This is a genomic window from Microvirga roseola (assembly GCF_020866965.1).
GTDB classification, from domain to species: Bacteria; Pseudomonadota; Alphaproteobacteria; order Rhizobiales; family Beijerinckiaceae; genus Microvirga; species Microvirga roseola.
Map to the genome: position 1 here is coordinate 1 of NZ_JAJATX010000070.1, position 16961 is coordinate 16961.

Below are 16961 nucleotides of genomic sequence, written 5' to 3' on the forward strand. Positions count from 1 at the left end.
CGGGCAAGGCGGGCTATTCCCGAGATCCTCTCCGGCCAGCAGCCTGAGTTGACGGAGCTAGCACGGGAGGCCATCAGCGAGCTCTATGACCTCTTCCAGGATCTCGATCGGCGGATCCGATCCTTTGACCAGAAGATCGAGCGCGTGTTCCGCGCCTCCGAACCCTGTCAGCGGATCGCTAGGATCAAAGGCGTCGGGCCAAAAACGGCGACCGCGATGATAGCCGCCATTGGCGATGGATCGGAGTTCAAGAATGGGCGCCATCTGGCGGCCTGGCTCGGACTGGTCCCACGCCAGCACTCAAGCGGAGATCGGCACGTGCTGATGGGGATCTCGAAGCGAGGCTCGCAGCCGCTCAGGGCGATGATCGTCCATGGAGCCCGGTCCGTCGTGCGAACCGCGCCGGGCAAGACGGATCCGGCGAACCAGTGGGTCAACCAGCTTCGGGAGCGACGCGGCTTCAACAGAGCTACGGTTGCGGTCGCGAACAAGACAGCACGGATCATCTGGGCTGTGCTGCGAACGGGCGAGCCGTACCGCGTTGCCGCCTGAGGACATCACCAGCATTGCGAGCATGAGAAGCAAATGAAAGGCACAGGTCGGACCGGCGCGCAACGAGCCTGAGTATTACCGCGGCCTGTGAGGTCGACCAGCTATAGAGGCGTGCGCGAGCGGATTCCCCATTTGGGCGCCCCAATGACGGGTGACGCCGGATAGATGTCTGCAACTGACCCGAGCTGATCAGAGCCAATTCTGCTTGCAACGGGAGAGCCGTCCATAGAGGTAGAACCACTGCCGGACCCGCCCCATCTCGAAATTCTCGATCAGGTCGGTGAGGATGAGCGTTCGGGAGGGGCGGTGGTAGAAATCGATCTCCGTGAGCCCTTCTCCCTGGACCAGGACCTGATCGAAGACGTCCGACCATGCAGCCGGTGGCGTGTCGCCAAGAACATGCTCAATCGGAAGAGGGCGTTTTGCAACCCGCTCAAGGCCTGGGGCTCCATAGATGGCAGCATCCGGCATCCGGGCCTTCCATTCCGGAATCCACCAGTAATGCAGGGTGTTGGGGGCGATGAGGAAACATACGGGGCCACGTTCGAGGATGCTCTCGATGAGGGCACCGTCCGGCTCCGTCGGCGAATGGAGCCACAGGCTTCCGTCCGGTAGACGGACGACCGTCATCCGCGTCGGGAAGGGCAGCTTCAGACCCATGTAGTTGAGCCGGATCTCCGGGCCGTCGACGATCCAGATATCCGGCTTCAGGATGTTCAAGGGCTCGTAAGGAATATACGCATTACGGCACATACGTCTTTCTCCCTTCCCTGATAGGTGCCCTCGGCACAGTTTTAAGGGATCGGCTCGATCTGGCCGAAGAAAGTGGCTGTGCCGCGCTTCCAGGATAGCTGCCAAATCGAAGCGCGATTTCCAGGGACGGAGCACCCGAAAGGCTGTTCCCGGCACTGAGGTGGGGCGCGCCACGGGCTTCCGGACCGGGATGCGGCTCTATGGTGAGCCGGCTCATATTGATTCTGTCACAAAACTTGTGCTCTTGTCGCCTACAGCGAACTCCGTTTCGTACAAGGGAAGACCCATGGCACAATCCATTACCCGCCGCCGCGTCCTGCAGACCGGTGTTGCCGCCGCCGCTCTTGCCGGAATGCCCCAGCTCAGCTGGGCCGCCGGGCCGGTCGTGAAGCTCCGAATCCTGGAGACCACCGACCTCCACGTGAACGTCTTCCCTTACGATTACTACCGCGATGCCCCCGACGACACAGTGGGCCTGGCCCGCACCGCGACTCTCGTGAAGGGTGCTCGCGCCGAGGCCAAGAACAGCCTGCTCTTCGACAACGGCGACCTGATCCAGGGCTCGCCTCTCGGCGACTTCATCGCTTATCGCCGCGGGATGAAGAAGGGCGATGTCCACCCCATGGTCGCCGCCATGAACGAGCTGAACTACGATTGCGGCACGCTCGGGAACCACGAGTTCAACTACGGTCTCGAATTCCTGCAGAACGCCATGGGCGCGGCGAAATTCCCGCTGGTCTGCGCGAACGTGGTCAAGGCGGATGGCCAGACACTCCAGAAGCCCTGGCTCGTACTCGACGGTGAGTTCGTCGACGAGGCGGGCGCCAAGCAGAAGATCAAGGTCGGCGTGATCGGTTTCGTGCCGCCGCAGATCGTGCAGTGGGACAAGTCGCATCTCGACGGCAAGGCCACCACCATCGACATCGTCGATGCGGCGAACAAGCATGTGCCTGATCTGAAGAAGGCGGGCGCGGACATCGTCGTAGCGCTCTGCCATTCCGGCATTGCGGGCGGTGAGCGCAAGGGTGGCGAGGAGAACGCGGCTCTCCACCTCGCCAAAGTCGACGGCATCGACGTGATCCTCACCGGCCATCAGCACTTCGTGTTCCCGGGCGGCAAGGAGTTCAACAACATCCCCGGCGTCGACGCGAAGGCCGGCACGCTCCACGGCAAGCCCGCCGTCATGGCCGGCTTCTGGGGCAGCCATCTGGGCCTGATCGACCTCGAGCTCACCAAAGAGGGTAACAGCTGGAAGGTTGCGAATTTCCGCACCGAGGCGCGCCCGATCTACGAGCGTGTCGACCGCAAGCCGGTGGCGAAGGTGGAATCGGATGCGGTCGTCATGGCCGCTGCGCAGGCGGGTCATGACGCGACGCTGAAATATGTGCGCGAGCCCGTCGGCGCTACAGGCGTTCCGATCCACTCCTATTACTCGCTGGTCGCCGACGATGCTTCCGTGAAGCTCGTGGCCGAGGCGCAGGCCTGGTACGTGGCGGATCAGCTGAAAGCCTCCACCTTCAAGGACCTGCCGATCCTGTCGGCAGCGGCCCCCTTCAAGGCCGGCGGCCGCGGCGGCCCGAACTACTTCACCGAGATCAAGCCCGGTCCGCTCGCCATCAAGGACATGGCGGATATCTACATCTATCCAAACACGATCCGTGTGGTGAAGGTGACGGGGGCGCAGGTACGCGAGTGGCTCGAGCGCTCCGCCGGCATCTACAACCAGATCGACGTGGCGAAGGGCGGCGAGCAGGAACTCATCAATTCCAAGTTCCCGGCCTACAACTTCGACGTCATCGCGGGCGTGCAGTATAAGATCGATCCCACACAGGCCTCGCGCTACGACAACGATGGCAAGCTCGTGAACGCGGATGCCCGCCGCATCAAGGACCTGACCTATAACGGCAAGCCTGTTGCGGACGATCAGCAGTTTCTCGTGGTCACCAACAACTATCGTGCAGGCGGCGGCGGCAACTTCCCCGGCAATGATGGCACCACCATCGTGTTCGAGGCGCCGGATCTCACCCGCGACGCCATCATGCGCTACATCATCGAGAAGAAGGAAGTCGCACCGAAGGCCGATGGCTCCTGGTCGCTCGCCGTGCCTGCCGGTGTCACGGCGACCTTCACCACCGGCCCGAATGCCGCCGGCTACCAGCCGGCCGGCATCAAGGTCGAGAAGATGGGCGATGCGCCGGACGGCTTCGTGAAGTACCGCATCGTGAGCTGAGTGCTCCTTCCGCGAAAAATGGAACGGCCGGGCAATGCCCGGCCGTTTTCGTTTGGACTCACCGTTGCCGCAAAGCCACAGAAGCGCAGGCGATCGAAAGATCGTTCCTGGCTCCTGATCAGACTATCTGCCTCGTACAGCTCGATTTTTGGCAATTGAGGCAGCTAATGAACGCGCATCATGGCTATAAAATGGGCATGGGCCGACATTGATCTTCAATTTAACAGGCTGTTAACCGGACTGCATTGGAATGCGGGGCGCAAATATTTTTTGCCCTTAAGATTATTGTCTGGTTTGCACGATGTCATTGATTGTCCGTGGAGTTGGAGCATTCCTGCTCGCCACTGCTCTCGTCCCGGGAATCGCTCGGGCGGAGGACCCGTTCGAGATCTGGACTCTGGACATTTCACAGTCCTGGTTGGACGACCATCTTGCCGCCACTCGACGCAAGAAGCCCGTCCGCTCCGCCTACCGGCTTTCCCGAACCGAAATCTGGGCCAGCGGTATCGCCCCGTCGGATGTTAGCCCTTTCGAAGCCGCCGCGTTCGATAGGACGATCGGGGCCAAGCTGCAGCCTTTCCGCGATCTCAACTTCGCCATTGGCACCGAGCTTTCCCGCAACGGCGGCGACATTCCCACTCTCTCGTCGAGAGCAAGCTGGGAGGCTTTCTGGTCCCGCGATTGGGAGAGCATGGGTGGCGTCCATGTCGGCTTTTCGACCGGCGGGTCGTTGAGCCGGATCGAGACGGGCTATTCCCAGCACGTGAGCGGAACTCTGGGCATTCCCCTCGACGTCGCGCTCAATGCCTGGCGCACGGAGCTGCGCCTGTCGCCCAGCATGAATCTCGACATGGCGAGCGGCCGTATCGGCAGCGGCCTCGCTTCGGAGATCATCGGCGAGACGGTGCTCAGTGCGCCGGCCGACAGGTTCAAATCCGTTCTCAACCTCAAGATCGGCTATCAGGTGGCTCCTCACACGCGGCCCGTTGCGTCGGCGCGAGTGGAGCTCAGAATCGCACCCAATCTCTGACAGCACCTAAGGCACGCTCATGTAGTCGGTCAGCTCGGAGCGTTCTTCTTTGCTCAGGCGGCGGCGCTTGGCGGCGATGATCGTGCCGTTCAATTCACCGCCGAACAGGAAGATGGCTCCGAGCGTATAGAGGAAGATCAGCGCCACCATGGCGGTCGCAAGGCCGCCATAGGTCGAGGCGTAGGCGCCCGGATAGAATTCGAGATACCAGCCGAAGCAGAAGCCGCCGAAAAGCCAGAGCGCGAGCGTCACGCCTACGCCCGGCAGAACGGACCGAAACGTCCGTCGCCCCGCCGGAACGAGCTTGTGGGCGAGCGTCAGGCCCGACACGATGACGAGGGTCGCCGCGCCGATGCGCAGGAAACCGATCAGCGGATCGAAGGGCTGGAGAGCCGGGATCCAATAGAGGATGCCGCGCCAGACGAAGGGGCCGAGAATGACGAGAAAGGCCATAGCCAGCATCACGAGGGCGCCGCCGATCACGAAGGCGATGGACTCGAGGCGTGTGACCCACCAGGAGCGTGTCTCGCGGACCCCATAGGCCCGGTTGAGGCCGACCCGAAGGCTCTCCACGCCGCTCGATGCGAAGTAGAGGGCGAGCACGAGGCCGATGGTCAGGACATCGCTGCGCCTGTGGGTCAGGATGCTGTGGACCTCGTTGGCGATGGGCTCGGCGATTTCGCGCGGCCAAGCCTCGAGAATGATGTCGGCCGCCTCGTCGGCAAGCGAGCCCGTTCCAAAAAGCCCCGCCATCCCCGTGATCAGGATCAGGAACGGAAACATCGAGGTCAGGACGGAGAGGGCGATATGGCTCGCAATCGCCCAGGCGTCGTGCAGCACGAAGCGGTTCATGGCGATGGCGAAGAGCTCGAGATAGAGGCGAAGGCGGTTCAACAGGGATCTCTCCAGGCTGCTGGAGATGGGGTGGCGAGGGTTACGGGCAAGCAGGAATGCCGGTCATCCTAACAGCGGAATCCCACCTGTTTGAGCCCCAATCTGCTTTTCCGCTTGATCGTTCCCATAAAAAGTCCTCTTGAGGAGGGGCCGCGCTGTCAGCCTTCCAAGCCCTTGTCCATGAACCGAAACCTCCTCGCCAGCCTTGCGCCGCCTCTCTTCGTGCTCATCTGGGCGACGGGCTTCATCGTGGCGCGGACGGTTGCGCCTTACGCCGAGCCGCTCACCTTTCTTCTCGTCCGCTACGTCCTCGCCATTCTGGTGCTCGTCGTCATCGTGGCTGCCGTGCGTGCGCCCTGGCCCCGTACCAGGCGGGGCTGGTTCAACGGGCTCGCGGCCGGCGTCCTGCTGCACGGTTTTTATCTCGGCAGCGTCTTTTGGGCGGTCCGGCATGGGTTGCCGGCCGGCATTTCAGCCCTCGTGGCAGGCCTTCAGCCGCTCGTGACGGGTATCCTGGCGGGGCCTCTCCTCGGCGAGAAGGTGACGCCGGGACGCTGGTTGGGGATCGGCATCGGCTTTCTGGGAGCGATTCTCGTGGTCGCGCCAAAGCTCGGAGGGGACGTGCCGGTCGTGGCGCTGGGCGTATGCTTTCTCGGCATGCTTTCGATCACCTTCGGCACGATCTGGCAGAAGCGCACGGCGGGGACAGCGGACCTGCGGGTCAATGCCGTCATCCAGTATATCGGGGCCGCAGCCGTTACCCTGCCGCTGGTTCTGCTGATGGAAGAGGGGCGGATGGAATTCACGCCTCCGCTCATCGTCGCGCTCGCCTGGGCTGTATTCGGCCTGTCCATCGGCGCAATCGGGTTGCTGCTCTACCTTATCCGGCAGGGAGCCGTCGTGGGCGTGGCGACGCTGCTCTACCTTGTGCCGCCCGTCGCGGCCATCATGGCCTTTGTCCTCTTCGGGGAGACCCTGAGCCCGATCCAGATCGCAGGCATGGCCTGTGCGGCTGTGGGCGTTGCCGTGGCGAGCCGGAGCTGAGGGCGAAGGGTACGTCCTCAAGAAAAAAGGCGGCTCTCCCCGAGCCGCCTTCGATCATCGCATCAACGCTGCGTTGATTGGGAGTTGACGAAGTAGTCGAAGGGCAGCTCCGCAATGCGGAACCAGGTCAGCTCCTTGTCGCGGAAGGCGCTCCAGGAATCGAAGACCTTCTTGAACTTCGGATTGGAGGCAGCGATCTCGCTGTAGAGCTTGTAGGCCTCTTTGTAGCTTTGCTCCATGATGTCCTTCGGAAAGGCGCGGAGCTGCACGCCCTGGCCGACGAGGCGGCGGATGGCCTCGGCGTTCTGGGCGTCGTACTTCGCGACGCACATGGCGTTCGCCTCTGCGCAGGCGGCTTCGAGAACGGCCTTGTAGTGCGCGGGGAGCTCGTTCCACTTGTCCATGTTGACATAGAGCGAGGGCTGCGCACCGCCCTCCCAGAAGCCGGGGTAGTAGTAGTATTTGGCAACCTTCACGAAGCCGAGCTTCTCGTCGTCGTGGGGACCCGAGAACTCCACCGCGTCAAGGGTGCCGCGCTCCAGCGCCGGATAGATGTCGCCCGCAGCAAGAACCTGGGGCACCACGCCGAGCTTCGCCATGATCTGCCCGCCCATGCCGGCGATGCGCATCTTGAGACCCTGCAGGTCCGCGGCTGAGTTGATCTCCTTGCGGAACCAGCCGCCCATCTGCGCGCCGGTCTGTCCCGCCGGAATCGGGAACACGTTGTAGTCCTTCATGAACTCGCGCATCAGATCGAGGCCGCCCCCGTAGTGCATCCAGGCATTGTGCTGGCGCACGTTCATGCCCCACGGCACGGAGGTATCGAACATGAAGGTCGGATCCTTGCCGATGAAGAAGCTCGACAGGGTATAGGAGGATTCCACCGTGCCGTTCTGGACGGCGTCGAGGGTCTGGAGCGCGCCGACGATCTCGCCCGCGGCGAAGACCTGGATCTGGAACTTGTTGTCGGTAGCCGCCGCCACCCGCTTCGAGATCATCTCGCCCGCGCCAAAGAGAGTGTCCAGGCTCTTGGGATAGGCCGAGGCCATGCGCCAGCGGATTTCCGGCTGCGCCTGCGCGATGGCAGGCGACGCAACGACGCCCGCCGCTGCTGCAAGCCCTGCGCCCTTGAGAACTTTTCTTCTATCCATGGGTATTTCCTCGACCGCTTTGTTTCGTTGAAGCCTTCTTGGCTGAACGATCCATAAAGCGGGAGGCCTCGTGCTGTCACTCCACCTTCGGTCGGGTGAGCCATGCATGGGATGCGGGTGGGGAGACCGGCTTGTGCATTACAGCGCAAAAATCCCGGATGCCCTGGGGCATCCGGGATTTGGGATCGCAATGGTCAGCCGGTCAGCGCTCTTCCGAGCCGCCCTTCGAGAGAGGACGTTCGACCTGTCCCGTCGCCGCGCGGCCGGCGCGCTTTGGCGGCTTGTTGTCGCCGGTGGAGGACTGCGACCGGCCGCCGGACTGCGTGGCCGTGGGGTGGCCGCGCACCAGAGTGCCCTTGGGCACGTCGACCGCATTGCCGGGGGCAGGCACCCGAGCGCGGGAGGCAGAGCCGCCGCTCATGCCGGATGGGCCCATGGGACCTTCCGTCTGTGCGGAACGGGGTGCGGGGCTCTTCTTTGCCGTGGTCGGAACGCTCTCGGAAATCTCCTGATTAGAGAGTTCGAAATGCGCATCGTTCGCGCCTTCCTCCGGCGGTACCTCCTTGAAGGAGTGGAGGCCGGCGCGCGAGCCGCTGGTCGGACGGCCATCGTCGACATGGTCGATGTCGAGATCGGGGTCGAGCTTCTTCGACGCGCCCATGATGCCGCTCGCCTTCGCCGCGGCGCGCTTGGTATTTCCGACGCTGTTACGCTGGGTGGGGCCTGCAACGAAATCCCCGCCCGTCTCGTTACGAACCACCTCGTCCATCACCTCATCCACATCGGGTTCCGGAGGGCGTCCACGCTTGTCTTGCGCCATGGGTCTTCCTCTCTTGGCTTGGCGGGCATGGGGCCCGCATTGTCTTTCAGGGCAACGTCCTGTCGCGAGAGGGGGTTCCGGCCCCGCGACCTAAAGTGCAGAGCCGGATGAGGGATCAGCGGCCGAGTTCTCCCTGGATGTCCTGCAGCAGCACGAGATGCTCCCGCACGTGCGGGATGACGAGCATGGCAACGCTGCGCGCCGTATGATTGGCGGGGTTGCTCTGGAGGTAGCGCTCCTGAACGGCGAGCAGATCACGGTGGTTTCTGATCTCGGCCTCGACATAGGCCCGGTCGAAGGCAGGACCCGGCTGGGCATGGGACAGCTGCACCATCGGCGCGTCCTTCTGCGGCGGGATCACCGGGGCCGTGGAGGCGGCTTGCGCAGCTCGCGTCGAGGCGGTGGCTGCAGGCTCGTTGAAGGATTGCAGCACGGTCTCGAGCGCCGTCTGCTCCGCAATCTCGAACTCGGCAAACTGCCTCACGCGCGGATGCTGCGCCTTGCTGCGGGCGAAATAGGAATTCTGCAGCGACACGGTGCCGACGGCGAGGCTCTGCCGGATATACTGGGCGGCGCTCTGCGTCTCGTCGAGCTGTGTGTTCACGACGCCGGTCTGCCCGGTCTGGCCCATCTGGTTGCCTTGCGCAGGCATTCTCCCAGCGCTCGGCGGGGCTGCGGACCGCGTGTCCTGCGGGGCTCCGCCCTGTTGCAGACGCTGCTGGCGCTGCTGAATGCCCTGATCGAGACCCGGGTTCAGCTGCCGCGCTGCGGGGGCCGGATCGACGGGGTAGGGGATTGCCCGATTTTCCTGCACCTGCTGCGCGGCGGCGGGAAGGACAAGGGCTGCGGCAAAGCCTGCGATGACGAGATGGCGGCGTGACATGAACATCTCCTGCAAAGGGAAGCGTCAGGCGAACGCTTGCGGCAAAGGTTTGGTTCAGCGGCCGCTCTCGGCCGCGGACGCCGAAACCTTCCTGCAAGGATTTCCGTTAGCCAGAGAACGACCTGTGATACCCTGGGGCACCGGTCATACCCTGGGTCACAGACGGCGGGAGGGAGCGAATGGACCAAAACACCGAAGACAAAATCCTGGTGCAAAGCTCGACAGTCGATCTTGGAGGCGCGTTTCCCGATTACGTCCGGACGAATATCCGCCGTGTGGCAGGCAAGTATTTCGGCCGGCTGAGCTCGGCTTCCGTGCATGTGACGCGGGACGGGGCTACCTATCGCTGCACGACCAACATGCATATGGGCGCACTCAAGCCCGTGAGCGGCGAGGCCAAGAACAAGGATCTTTATGCCGCCTTCCGGGCCGCACTGCAGAAGGTAGCAAAGCAGCTGCGCCGCTCCAAGCGCGAGCTCCGCGAGGACAAGGCCGAGCGCACTGACAAGGACATGCTCCTGCGCGAGGGTGCCGCGCCGCGCCGGGAAGAGCGCGCAAGGCAGCCCATGAACGATGAGGACGACTACCGCGCCGCCGCGGAATAGGCGGCTTCAGCGTTGCGTCTCGCGATCCTGTCCGGAGCGGTCTTCCAGGATTTGGTTGTGCTGTCCTGCAGCTAGGTAGCTCAGCAGGCGGCTACACTTCTGCGTGTCGCCCATCCATTGGCCGCATTCTCCCCTGTGCATAGTGTTAGTGTTCAGTTTCGAGTTCATCGCGCAGGTGCAGATGTCGAAAGCGTAGCGGCACGTCTGATAAAATTTTATCTGATTAAACCTTAATCTCACGCTTGAACTATCCCTCCATCCACGGGTTGCCCAGCGTCGGCGCTCTAGAGAGCAGATCTGCCTGAGCTCCGACATGAGCTCCATCAGCGAACAAATGCTGATGGTTTATCGGCCCCTACGGGATGGCCGTAATGGGCGCGATACGCGTCCCCGATGGTGACATCAACAGGAGGATACCCCATGCGATACACGTCGATTGCGACGCTTACGGCTGCTCTCATGATGGGCAGCACCAGCATGGCCTACGCTCAAAGCACTTATCAGCAGTACGGACAGTCCGGTCAGGGCAACTGGGGCGACCAGGGCTATAACACCAATCAGCAGTACGGTCAGGGCTACGGCACAGACCGGCAGAATTGGCGCAACCAGCAGTACGGCCAGAACCAGGGCACCTGGCGTAATCAGGGCTACGGCGCTGTCCAGGGCTACGGAGCCGATCGGCAGTATGGACAGGGCAACCAGGGTTCCTGGGGTAACCAGGACAATCGGCAGTTCGGCCAGGGTTACGGAACCCAGGGCTGGGACTCCGACCGGCGCTACGGGAACCGTCAGTTCGGCCAGAACCAGGGCTATGGCTATGGGACCGGTCAGCAGTATGGCCAGGGCAACCGCCAGTTCGGGCAGAGCCAAGGCCGCTGGGACGACCAGGGCTACGGCACGACCCAGCAATACGGCCAGTCCGGGCAGCAGTACGGCCAGCAGTGGGGCCGGAACAACCCGCAAACGACATCTGGGATCTCGGGCCAGCGGCAGTACGGCCAGTCGGGTCAGAGTGGCTGGGGTAACAACCAGTCCGGCATGTGGGACAATAACCAGACTGGCATGAGCAATAACCAGCGCTGGTTCAACGAGAACAACCAGAACGACTAAGACCGCGAGGCCCTGGGAGCCCCTGCAGGCTTCCAGGGCTTTGGAGTGATCGTCGGGCACTCACTCCGAGGCAGGGCCTCCCGAAACAGAAGGGCAGACCGTTCGGTCTGCCCTTCGCCGTCAGGGGCTGTTGAGATCAGCGGTGCTGGCCCAGCACGAGCACGGCGGTCTTGAGGCCCTCGCCGTTCGCACGGATGAGAAAGCCGATATCCGTAAAGTCGCGGTTGAGGAGCCGGTCGCGGTACTGCGGATCATCCAGCCACTGCTGGAGAAAGGACCGTACATCCGCCGCGTTCGGTTCGGTGCCGCATCCGCTGCACGAGGCCATGAGAACGGCAAGATTGCGCCAGTCGTTGCGCGCGTCCTCCGGCAGAGCCTGGGTCAGATCGCCGAGCCTAGAGGAATCGAGATCCTGCCTGGGGAGAAGATTGGCTGCCGTTTCGATGAGGGCTGGGTCAGGTTCAATCCTCGATGCGCTCTCGTTCTGCCGTGCCCGGTTGAGGCGCTGTGCAGCCAGTTCATTCTGCCGCTGCCGGTCGATGGCATTTACGCTCTCTTGCGGTTGGCGATCCCGCGACGTGCCGGCTCCCGCGAAGGTCTGGACCGCATAGAGCGTCTGGTTCTCGCCCACGACAATGCCGAAGCCGAACCGGTCGAGACCTTCCCGCAGGATGTTTTCGCGATGCTCGGGACTGTTCATCCACCCCTGGTGGAGTTCTTCGACGCGGCTGATCTGTGGAGGACCTCCACAGCCTTCGCAGCGGGCGATGTTTTCCGCCGCCAGTTGCCAGCGGCTTCCACCTGCCTCGATGAATCGATCCCTGACCGTATCGCCTTCGGGAGAGACATGGGCGTAGTAATTCCGATCGAGCATATCCTCCGCATGCTCCTGCGCAGCCTCGTTCAGGGCGGAGCCAAGAGTGAGCGGCTCGAGCCCGCGCTCGCGACGCTCCTCGTTGACGAGTTCCAACGCTTTCTGCCGCAACGCGTCGAGATCCCCGGTTTCCTGACTACGGACCATGCTTGGAAGCATAAGCGCAATGAGGATGAGACAAGCCGCAAGTTGCTTGGCGACGCGTGGCATCTTGGATCGAACCCTCCGTTTGACAGGAGGCCAACGGCAGCGGTTCGGCTATGTTCCTGAAGGGCGAAGGCCGAAACAAAATGGCCGGGACGAGCCCGGCCATGTTCGCGTCACCAGCGGCGATGCGGCTTAGTTCAACCGCACGCCTTCCGGCGGGCGCTCGGTCTTGCCGACCGAGACATCGCCAATCATCAGGCCCATGGGACCTGCATGCACGGGCACGGTCTCGCCATCCTTGATCTCGCCGGAGAGAATGAGCTCGGCCAGCGGGTCCTGCACGTTCTTCTGGATCACACGCTTCAGGGGGCGCGCGCCATAGGCCGGATCGTAGCCCTTCTCCGCGAGCCAGGTCCTCGCTTCGTCGCCGAGCTCGAGAACGATCTTGCGATCCTCCAGCAGCTTCTGCAGACGGCGCATCTGGATGTCGACGATGGCGCCCATCTCGCTCCGCTTCAGGCGGTGGAACAGGATGATCTCGTCCACGCGGTTGAGGAACTCGGGGCGGAAGTGCGAGCGCACCACGCCCATCACATCGTCGCGCACCGCATCCGTATCCTGGCCCTCGGGCTGGTTCACCAGATACTCGGCGCCCAGGTTCGAGGTCATGATGATGAGGGTGTTGCGGAAATCCACGGTGCGGCCCTGACCGTCCGTGAGACGCCCGTCATCCAGGACCTGCAGGAGGACGTTGAACACATCCGGATGCGCCTTCTCGATCTCGTCGAACAGCACGACCTGATAGGGCCTGCGGCGGACAGCTTCGGTCAGAGCGCCGCCCTCCTCATAGCCCACATAACCGGGAGGCGCACCGATGAGGCGGGCGACCGAGTGCTTCTCCATGTACTCCGACATGTCGAGGCGCACGAGCGCGGTCTCGTCATCGAACAGGAAGGCGGCGAGCGCCTTTGTCAGTTCCGTCTTGCCGACGCCCGTGGGGCCGAGGAACATGAACGAGCCGATGGGCCGGTTCGGGTCCTGCAGGCCGGCGCGGGCACGGCGCACGGCGGTCGAGACGGCTTCCACGGCCTCACTCTGGCCGATGACGCGCTTGGCGAGATCCTGCTCCATGTGCAGCAGCCTCTCGCGCTCGCCCTCCAGCATCTTGTCAACGGGCACGCCCGTCCAGCGGGAGACGACCTGCGCCACATGATCGGGCGTGACCGCCTCTTCCATCAGGCCCGCGCCGTCGCTGGCGGCCTCGGTCTCGGCGAGCTGCTTCTCCAGTCCCGGAATGACGCCGTAGGAGAGTTCACCGGCCTTCGCCCAGTCGCCCGCACGCTGAGCGGCGGCGAGCTGGTTGCGGGCCTCGTCGAGCTTCTTCTTCAGCTCCGCTGCCGTGCCGAGCTTGTCCTTCTCCGCCTTCCAGCGAGCGGTGATGGCTGCCGACTGCTCCTCCAGATCCGCCAGCTCCTTTTCGAGCCGCGCGAGGCGATCCTTGGAGGCGGCGTCCGTCTCCTTCTTCAGGGCCTCCTGCTCGATCTTCAGTCGGACGATCTCGCGGTCGAGGTTGTCGAGCTCCTCGGGCTTCGAGTCGACCTGCATGCGCAGGCGCGAGGAGGCCTCGTCCACGAGGTCGATGGCCTTGTCCGGCAGGAAGCGGTCGGTGATGTAGCGGTTGGAGAGCGTGGCCGCCGCCACCAGTGCGCTATCCGTGATGCGCACGCCGTGATGCTGCTCGTACTTCTCCTTCAGTCCGCGCAGAATCGAGACGGTGTCCTCTACCGTAGGCTCGCTCACGAAGACCGGCTGGAACCGGCGGGCGAGCGCCGCATCCTTCTCCACGTGCTTGCGGTACTCGTCGAGGGTGGTCGCGCCGACGCAGTGCAGCTCCCCGCGGGCGAGCGCAGGCTTCAAGAGGTTCGAGGCATCCATCGCGCCATCGGCCTTGCCGGCGCCGACCAGCGTATGCATCTCGTCGATGAAGAGGATGATGCCGCCTTCCGCTGCCGTCACTTCGCCGAGCACGGCCTTCAGGCGCTCCTCGAACTCGCCGCGATATTTCGCGCCTGCGATCAGCGCGCCCATGTCGAGGGCGAGAAGCTGCTTGTCCTTCAAGGACTCGGGAACGTCGCCGTTGATGATGCGCAGCGCAAGACCCTCCACAATGGCGGTCTTGCCGACGCCGGGCTCACCGATGAGGACCGGATTGTTCTTGGTGCGCCGCGAGAGAACCTGGATCGTGCGGCGGATCTCCTCGTCACGTCCGATGACCGGATCGAGCTTGCCGTCGCGGGCCGCTTCCGTGAGGTCGCGGGCGTATTTCTTCAACGCATCGTAGGCGTTCTCCGCCGTCGCGTTATCGGCTGTTCGGCCCTTGCGCAGGGCATTGATGGCGGTATTCAGTCCCTGCGCGGTGACGCCCGCCTGGGCCAAGATCTTCCCGGCATCCGTGTCCTTCTCGACCGCAAGCGCCAGCAGCATGCGCTCGACGGTGACGAAGGAATCGCCCGCCTTTTCCGCCGCCTTTTCCGCCGTGTCGAAGAGGCGCATCAGCTCGCGGGTCGCCTGCGGCTGCGTGGCTGCGCCCGAGACCTTCGGCTGCTTGGCGAGCCACTGCTCGACCGCCGCATGGGCGTCCCGCGAGCGGCCGCCCGCCCGGTCGATGAGACCGGCGCACAGGCCTTCCGGATCGTCGAGCAGAACCTTCAGCACATGGCCGGGAGCAAGCTGCGGGTGACCTTCCCGCATGGCCAGATTTTGCGCAGCCTGGACGAAACCCCGGGCGCGCTCGGTGTATTTCTCGAAATTCATCTGTCATCCCTCCTCAGGTCCGTCCGCCCTCCTGGAGGCACAGGCAGACCCTGCGATGTCGGACCCTCACACAGGAAGCATCCGCTGAAAGCTTAGGTGGGTGCCTTGATCCAGAACAACAAGAGGGGAACCCGTCCGCCGCCCTGGCATTGACCCTGGAACGGTTTTCCGAGGTTTTTCCAAGGAGGTAGAGATGGCACGCGACCCGCGTTCCGATGCCGAGAAGGCCCGCGCAGACCTGGCGCGTAATTCCGAGCTCGGCCTGGCGGTGCCGGAAAGTCCGGCCGAGCAGCAGCCGTCACTCACGCCCGAGACTTTCGCCGACACGACGGAGGACGGGCGGGCGCGCGCCAATGAGCAGTGGTCGTCCGAGCAGGCCCGGGCGAGCGCCGATATCGGCGATTCCACCGGCACCATGGCGACGTCTCGGGACATTCCCCCGAGTCGCGAGACCGTCAAGAAGCCCCCGACCCATCGCAGCGACGAGAGCGACGGCGTGCTGCCGCACGCAAAGGAGTAAAACGCAATGGCTTTATCCGATCTCTTTGCCCGCCTCAGCCCCAGCAAGCGCCGCGCCGAGAAGGCCGAGCGCGCCCGGGAGGAGCTGAAGGCGAATGCCGAGAAGGCCCTGCGCATGAAGCAGGAGAACGATACCGGCGCCAAGATCCCGCCGCACCAGACCGCGCATGAGGGCATGCAGCCTCACGAATCGCATGAGGATCACATCCCGGCGCGCGAGGGGTACTACACCCCCGAGCTCAAGCGGACGAAGGTGGCCCGGTCGGGCGATACGTCCTGATCCGAGTTGCTCTTGCAACAACGGAAGAGCCCCGTCGGTCCGGCGGGGCCTTTTCGTTTGTACTCACAGGGAGCCGACTTGCCCCAAGCCCCTGCGGCTTCTATCGATGGTGCATGAGCATCCGCATCGTCTCCCTCCAGCGCTATCCTGTCAAAGGCCTCTCGCCCGAGGCGCTCAACGAAGTCACCCTCGCGAAGGGCGACTATTTTCCCGGCGACCGGCTTTTCGCCATCGAGAACGGCCCGGCCGGTTTCGATCCCGAAAACCCGCAGCACCAGCCCAAGATCAAGTTCCTGATGCTGATGCGCAACGAGGTGCTGGCGCGGCTCAAGACCCGCTATCTCGACAGGATCACGACCCTCTTTATCGAGGAGGGCGGGCGCGAGGTGGCGCGGGGCGATCTCTCGACCCGCGAGGGGCGGCTTGCCATCGAGGCCTTCTTCCGCCGCTACATGCCGAAGGAGCTGCGCGGCCCGCCCAAAGTGCTCGCCGCGCCCGAAGGTTTCCGCTTCACCGATTCCCGGCGCGGCTTCGTTTCGCTCATCAATCTGGCGAGCGTGCAGGCGCTGGAGAGCGTCGTCGGCGCGCCCGTCGATCCCTTGCGCTTTCGCGGCAACATCCATATCGAGGGCCTCGAGCCCTGGACCGAGTTCGACCTCGTCGGCCGGGTGCTGACCGCGCCATCAGGCCTGCGCCTGAAGGTCACCAAGCGTATCGAGCGCTGCGCCGCCACCAATGTGGACCCCGACACCGGCATCCGCGACCTGCAGATCCCCAAAACCCTCATGCAGGCCTATGGCCATTTCGACTGCGGCATCTATGCGGAGGTGATGAGCGGCGGCGGCATCGCCATCGGCGACAGCCTTGAGGCGGAGCAGGACGCCCAGGCGCAGCTGCCGTTTGTTTTGAGCTAAGTGGGAACCGGTTTTCCGCCCGAAATGGCGACAGACCAAAGCCCTACAGAGCTGCTTGCGATTTTACCGGAATGCAAACCGCTCGTGAATCTTGAGTCCGATGCTCACCAAGCTAGGAGATAATCGTAGATGCTTCTTCCTTGCGGGAGATGGAACTGATTGAAGTTCTCCAGGTGGATTTGGCCCGACCAGCCGCTGCCGAATACTTCGATCCCATAGATGAACACGTTGGTATTCTGCGGGTCCCGGAATTGGCTCACGCCGAATGACGCTCCCGGATCGGCCAACTTGATCGGTCTGAGAGCCCGTTTGAGAATTGCCCGATGGCACAACATTTAGCG

The 16961-nt window shown here is 63.5% G+C and carries 17 protein-coding genes; 9 read left to right on the forward strand and 8 right to left on the reverse strand.

What is annotated here, in order from left to right; genetic code table 11:
* On the forward strand, positions 1 to 552 hold a 552-nt coding region (locus tag LG661_RS21855; protein WP_230534127.1), incomplete at its 5' end, for an IS110 family RNA-guided transposase.
* Between the two features lie 189 nt (positions 553 to 741).
* On the opposite strand, the gene LG661_RS21860 is transcribed toward LG661_RS21855, so the two are convergent.
* Positions 742 to 1305 carry a DUF4336 domain-containing protein gene (locus tag LG661_RS21860; RefSeq protein WP_230534128.1) on the reverse strand — a complete coding sequence of 188 codons (564 nt, stop codon included), beginning with the start codon at positions 1303 to 1305 and terminating at the stop codon, positions 742 to 744.
* 286 nt (positions 1306 to 1591) lie between these two features.
* Here LG661_RS21860 and LG661_RS21865 point away from each other — a divergent pair, with 286 nt between their 5' ends.
* Positions 1592 to 3535: a bifunctional 2',3'-cyclic-nucleotide 2'-phosphodiesterase/3'-nucleotidase gene (locus tag LG661_RS21865; RefSeq protein ID WP_230534129.1), complete on the forward strand. Its 1944-nt coding sequence runs from the start codon at positions 1592 to 1594 to the stop codon at positions 3533 to 3535.
* Between the two features lie 301 nt (positions 3536 to 3836).
* Entirely contained in the window at positions 3837 to 4565 is a 729-nt protein-coding gene (locus LG661_RS21870) for a hypothetical protein (RefSeq protein ID WP_230534130.1), read from the forward strand.
* Between the two features lie 6 nt (positions 4566 to 4571).
* On the opposite strand, the gene LG661_RS21875 is transcribed toward LG661_RS21870, so the two are convergent.
* The gene (locus tag LG661_RS21875) at positions 4572 to 5459 is read right to left on the reverse strand and encodes a YihY/virulence factor BrkB family protein (RefSeq protein ID WP_230534131.1); all 888 of its coding nucleotides are present in this window, start codon (positions 5457 to 5459) and stop codon (positions 4572 to 4574) included.
* A gap of 180 nt (positions 5460 to 5639) precedes the next feature.
* Between LG661_RS21875 and LG661_RS21880 the strand changes: the two genes are divergently transcribed.
* On the forward strand, positions 5640 to 6503 hold the full coding sequence (locus LG661_RS21880; protein ID WP_230534132.1) for a DMT family transporter: 864 nt from the start codon (positions 5640 to 5642) through the stop codon (positions 6501 to 6503).
* 62 nt (positions 6504 to 6565) lie between these two features.
* Here LG661_RS21880 and LG661_RS21885 read toward each other — a convergent pair whose 3' ends face one another.
* The 3 genes from LG661_RS21885 to LG661_RS21895 form a co-directional block, all read right to left on the reverse strand.
* On the reverse strand, positions 6566 to 7654 hold the full coding sequence (locus LG661_RS21885; RefSeq protein ID WP_230534133.1) for a TRAP transporter substrate-binding protein: 1089 nt from the start codon (positions 7652 to 7654) through the stop codon (positions 6566 to 6568).
* Between the two features lie 202 nt (positions 7655 to 7856).
* The gene (locus LG661_RS21890) at positions 7857 to 8474 is read right to left on the reverse strand and encodes a hypothetical protein (RefSeq protein WP_230534134.1); all 618 of its coding nucleotides are present in this window, start codon (positions 8472 to 8474) and stop codon (positions 7857 to 7859) included.
* 115 nt (positions 8475 to 8589) lie between these two features.
* On the reverse strand, positions 8590 to 9357 hold the full coding sequence (locus tag LG661_RS21895; protein ID WP_230534135.1) for a DUF4142 domain-containing protein: 768 nt from the start codon (positions 9355 to 9357) through the stop codon (positions 8590 to 8592).
* 179 nt (positions 9358 to 9536) lie between these two features.
* On the opposite strand from LG661_RS21895, the gene hpf reads away from it, so the two are divergent.
* Together hpf and LG661_RS21905 are read left to right on the forward strand one after the other, a co-directional pair.
* Positions 9537 to 9962 (forward strand): ribosome hibernation-promoting factor, HPF/YfiA family, encoded by a 426-nt coding sequence (hpf, locus tag LG661_RS21900; RefSeq protein ID WP_230534136.1) that lies wholly within the window; start codon positions 9537 to 9539, stop codon positions 9960 to 9962.
* A gap of 420 nt (positions 9963 to 10382) precedes the next feature.
* Entirely contained in the window at positions 10383 to 11072 is a 690-nt protein-coding gene (locus tag LG661_RS21905; protein ID WP_230534137.1) for a hypothetical protein, read from the forward strand.
* Between the two features lie 136 nt (positions 11073 to 11208).
* On the opposite strand, the gene LG661_RS21910 is transcribed toward LG661_RS21905, so the two are convergent.
* Together LG661_RS21910 and clpB are read right to left on the reverse strand one after the other, a co-directional pair.
* On the reverse strand, positions 11209 to 12093 hold the full coding sequence (locus LG661_RS21910; protein ID WP_230534138.1) for a CAP domain-containing protein: 885 nt from the start codon (positions 12091 to 12093) through the stop codon (positions 11209 to 11211).
* Between the two features lie 192 nt (positions 12094 to 12285).
* Positions 12286 to 14907, reverse strand: a complete 2622-nt coding sequence (gene clpB / locus LG661_RS21915; RefSeq protein ID WP_230534139.1) for an ATP-dependent chaperone ClpB — start codon at positions 14905 to 14907, stop codon at positions 12286 to 12288.
* A 193-nt stretch (positions 14908 to 15100) separates the two neighbouring features.
* Here clpB and LG661_RS21920 point away from each other — a divergent pair, with 193 nt between their 5' ends.
* The 3 genes from LG661_RS21920 to LG661_RS21930 all read left to right on the forward strand — a co-directional run bounded on the left by LG661_RS21920 (position 15101) and on the right by LG661_RS21930 (position 16620).
* Positions 15101 to 15427: a hypothetical protein gene (locus LG661_RS21920; protein ID WP_230534140.1), complete on the forward strand. Its 327-nt coding sequence runs from the start codon at positions 15101 to 15103 to the stop codon at positions 15425 to 15427.
* A 6-nt stretch (positions 15428 to 15433) separates the two neighbouring features.
* Positions 15434 to 15706 carry a hypothetical protein gene (locus LG661_RS21925; RefSeq protein WP_230534141.1) on the forward strand — a complete coding sequence of 91 codons (273 nt, stop codon included), beginning with the start codon at positions 15434 to 15436 and terminating at the stop codon, positions 15704 to 15706.
* Positions 15707 to 15819: 113 nt separating this feature from the next.
* Positions 15820 to 16620, forward strand: a complete 801-nt coding sequence (locus LG661_RS21930; protein WP_230534142.1) for an MOSC domain-containing protein — start codon at positions 15820 to 15822, stop codon at positions 16618 to 16620.
* A gap of 104 nt (positions 16621 to 16724) precedes the next feature.
* Here the strand turns inward: LG661_RS21930 and LG661_RS21935 are convergent, their stop codons facing one another.
* Positions 16725 to 16880, reverse strand: a complete 156-nt coding sequence (locus LG661_RS21935; RefSeq protein WP_230534143.1) for a hypothetical protein — start codon at positions 16878 to 16880, stop codon at positions 16725 to 16727.
* Between the last annotated feature and the right edge of the window lie 81 nt (positions 16881 to 16961).

Bases quoted from the DNA above. Each gene is read 5' to 3' on its own strand.
- LG661_RS21880 (WP_230534132.1), top strand. From the start codon at position 5,640: ATGAACCGAAACCTCCTCGCCAGCCTTGCGCCGCCTCTCTTCGTGCTC.
- hpf (WP_230534136.1), top strand. From the start codon at position 9,537: ATGGACCAAAACACCGAAGACAAAATCCTGGTGCAAAGCTCGACAGTC.
- LG661_RS21860 (WP_230534128.1), bottom strand. From the start codon at position 1,305: ATGTGCCGTAATGCGTATATTCCTTACGAGCCCTTGAACATCCTGAAG.
- LG661_RS21925 (WP_230534141.1), top strand. From the start codon at position 15,434: ATGGCTTTATCCGATCTCTTTGCCCGCCTCAGCCCCAGCAAGCGCCGC.
- clpB (WP_230534139.1), bottom strand. From the start codon at position 14,907: ATGAATTTCGAGAAATACACCGAGCGCGCCCGGGGTTTCGTCCAGGCT.
- LG661_RS21905 (WP_230534137.1), top strand. From the start codon at position 10,383: ATGCGATACACGTCGATTGCGACGCTTACGGCTGCTCTCATGATGGGC.
- LG661_RS21930 (WP_230534142.1), top strand. From the start codon at position 15,820: ATGAGCATCCGCATCGTCTCCCTCCAGCGCTATCCTGTCAAAGGCCTC.
- LG661_RS21890 (WP_230534134.1), bottom strand. From the start codon at position 8,474: ATGGCGCAAGACAAGCGTGGACGCCCTCCGGAACCCGATGTGGATGAG.
- LG661_RS21885 (WP_230534133.1), bottom strand. From the start codon at position 7,654: ATGGATAGAAGAAAAGTTCTCAAGGGCGCAGGGCTTGCAGCAGCGGCG.
- LG661_RS21920 (WP_230534140.1), top strand. From the start codon at position 15,101: ATGGCACGCGACCCGCGTTCCGATGCCGAGAAGGCCCGCGCAGACCTG.
- LG661_RS21895 (WP_230534135.1), bottom strand. From the start codon at position 9,357: ATGTCACGCCGCCATCTCGTCATCGCAGGCTTTGCCGCAGCCCTTGTC.
- LG661_RS21865 (WP_230534129.1), top strand. From the start codon at position 1,592: ATGGCACAATCCATTACCCGCCGCCGCGTCCTGCAGACCGGTGTTGCC.
- LG661_RS21870 (WP_230534130.1), top strand. From the start codon at position 3,837: ATGTCATTGATTGTCCGTGGAGTTGGAGCATTCCTGCTCGCCACTGCT.
- LG661_RS21910 (WP_230534138.1), bottom strand. From the start codon at position 12,093: ATGGTCCGTAGTCAGGAAACCGGGGATCTCGACGCGTTGCGGCAGAAA.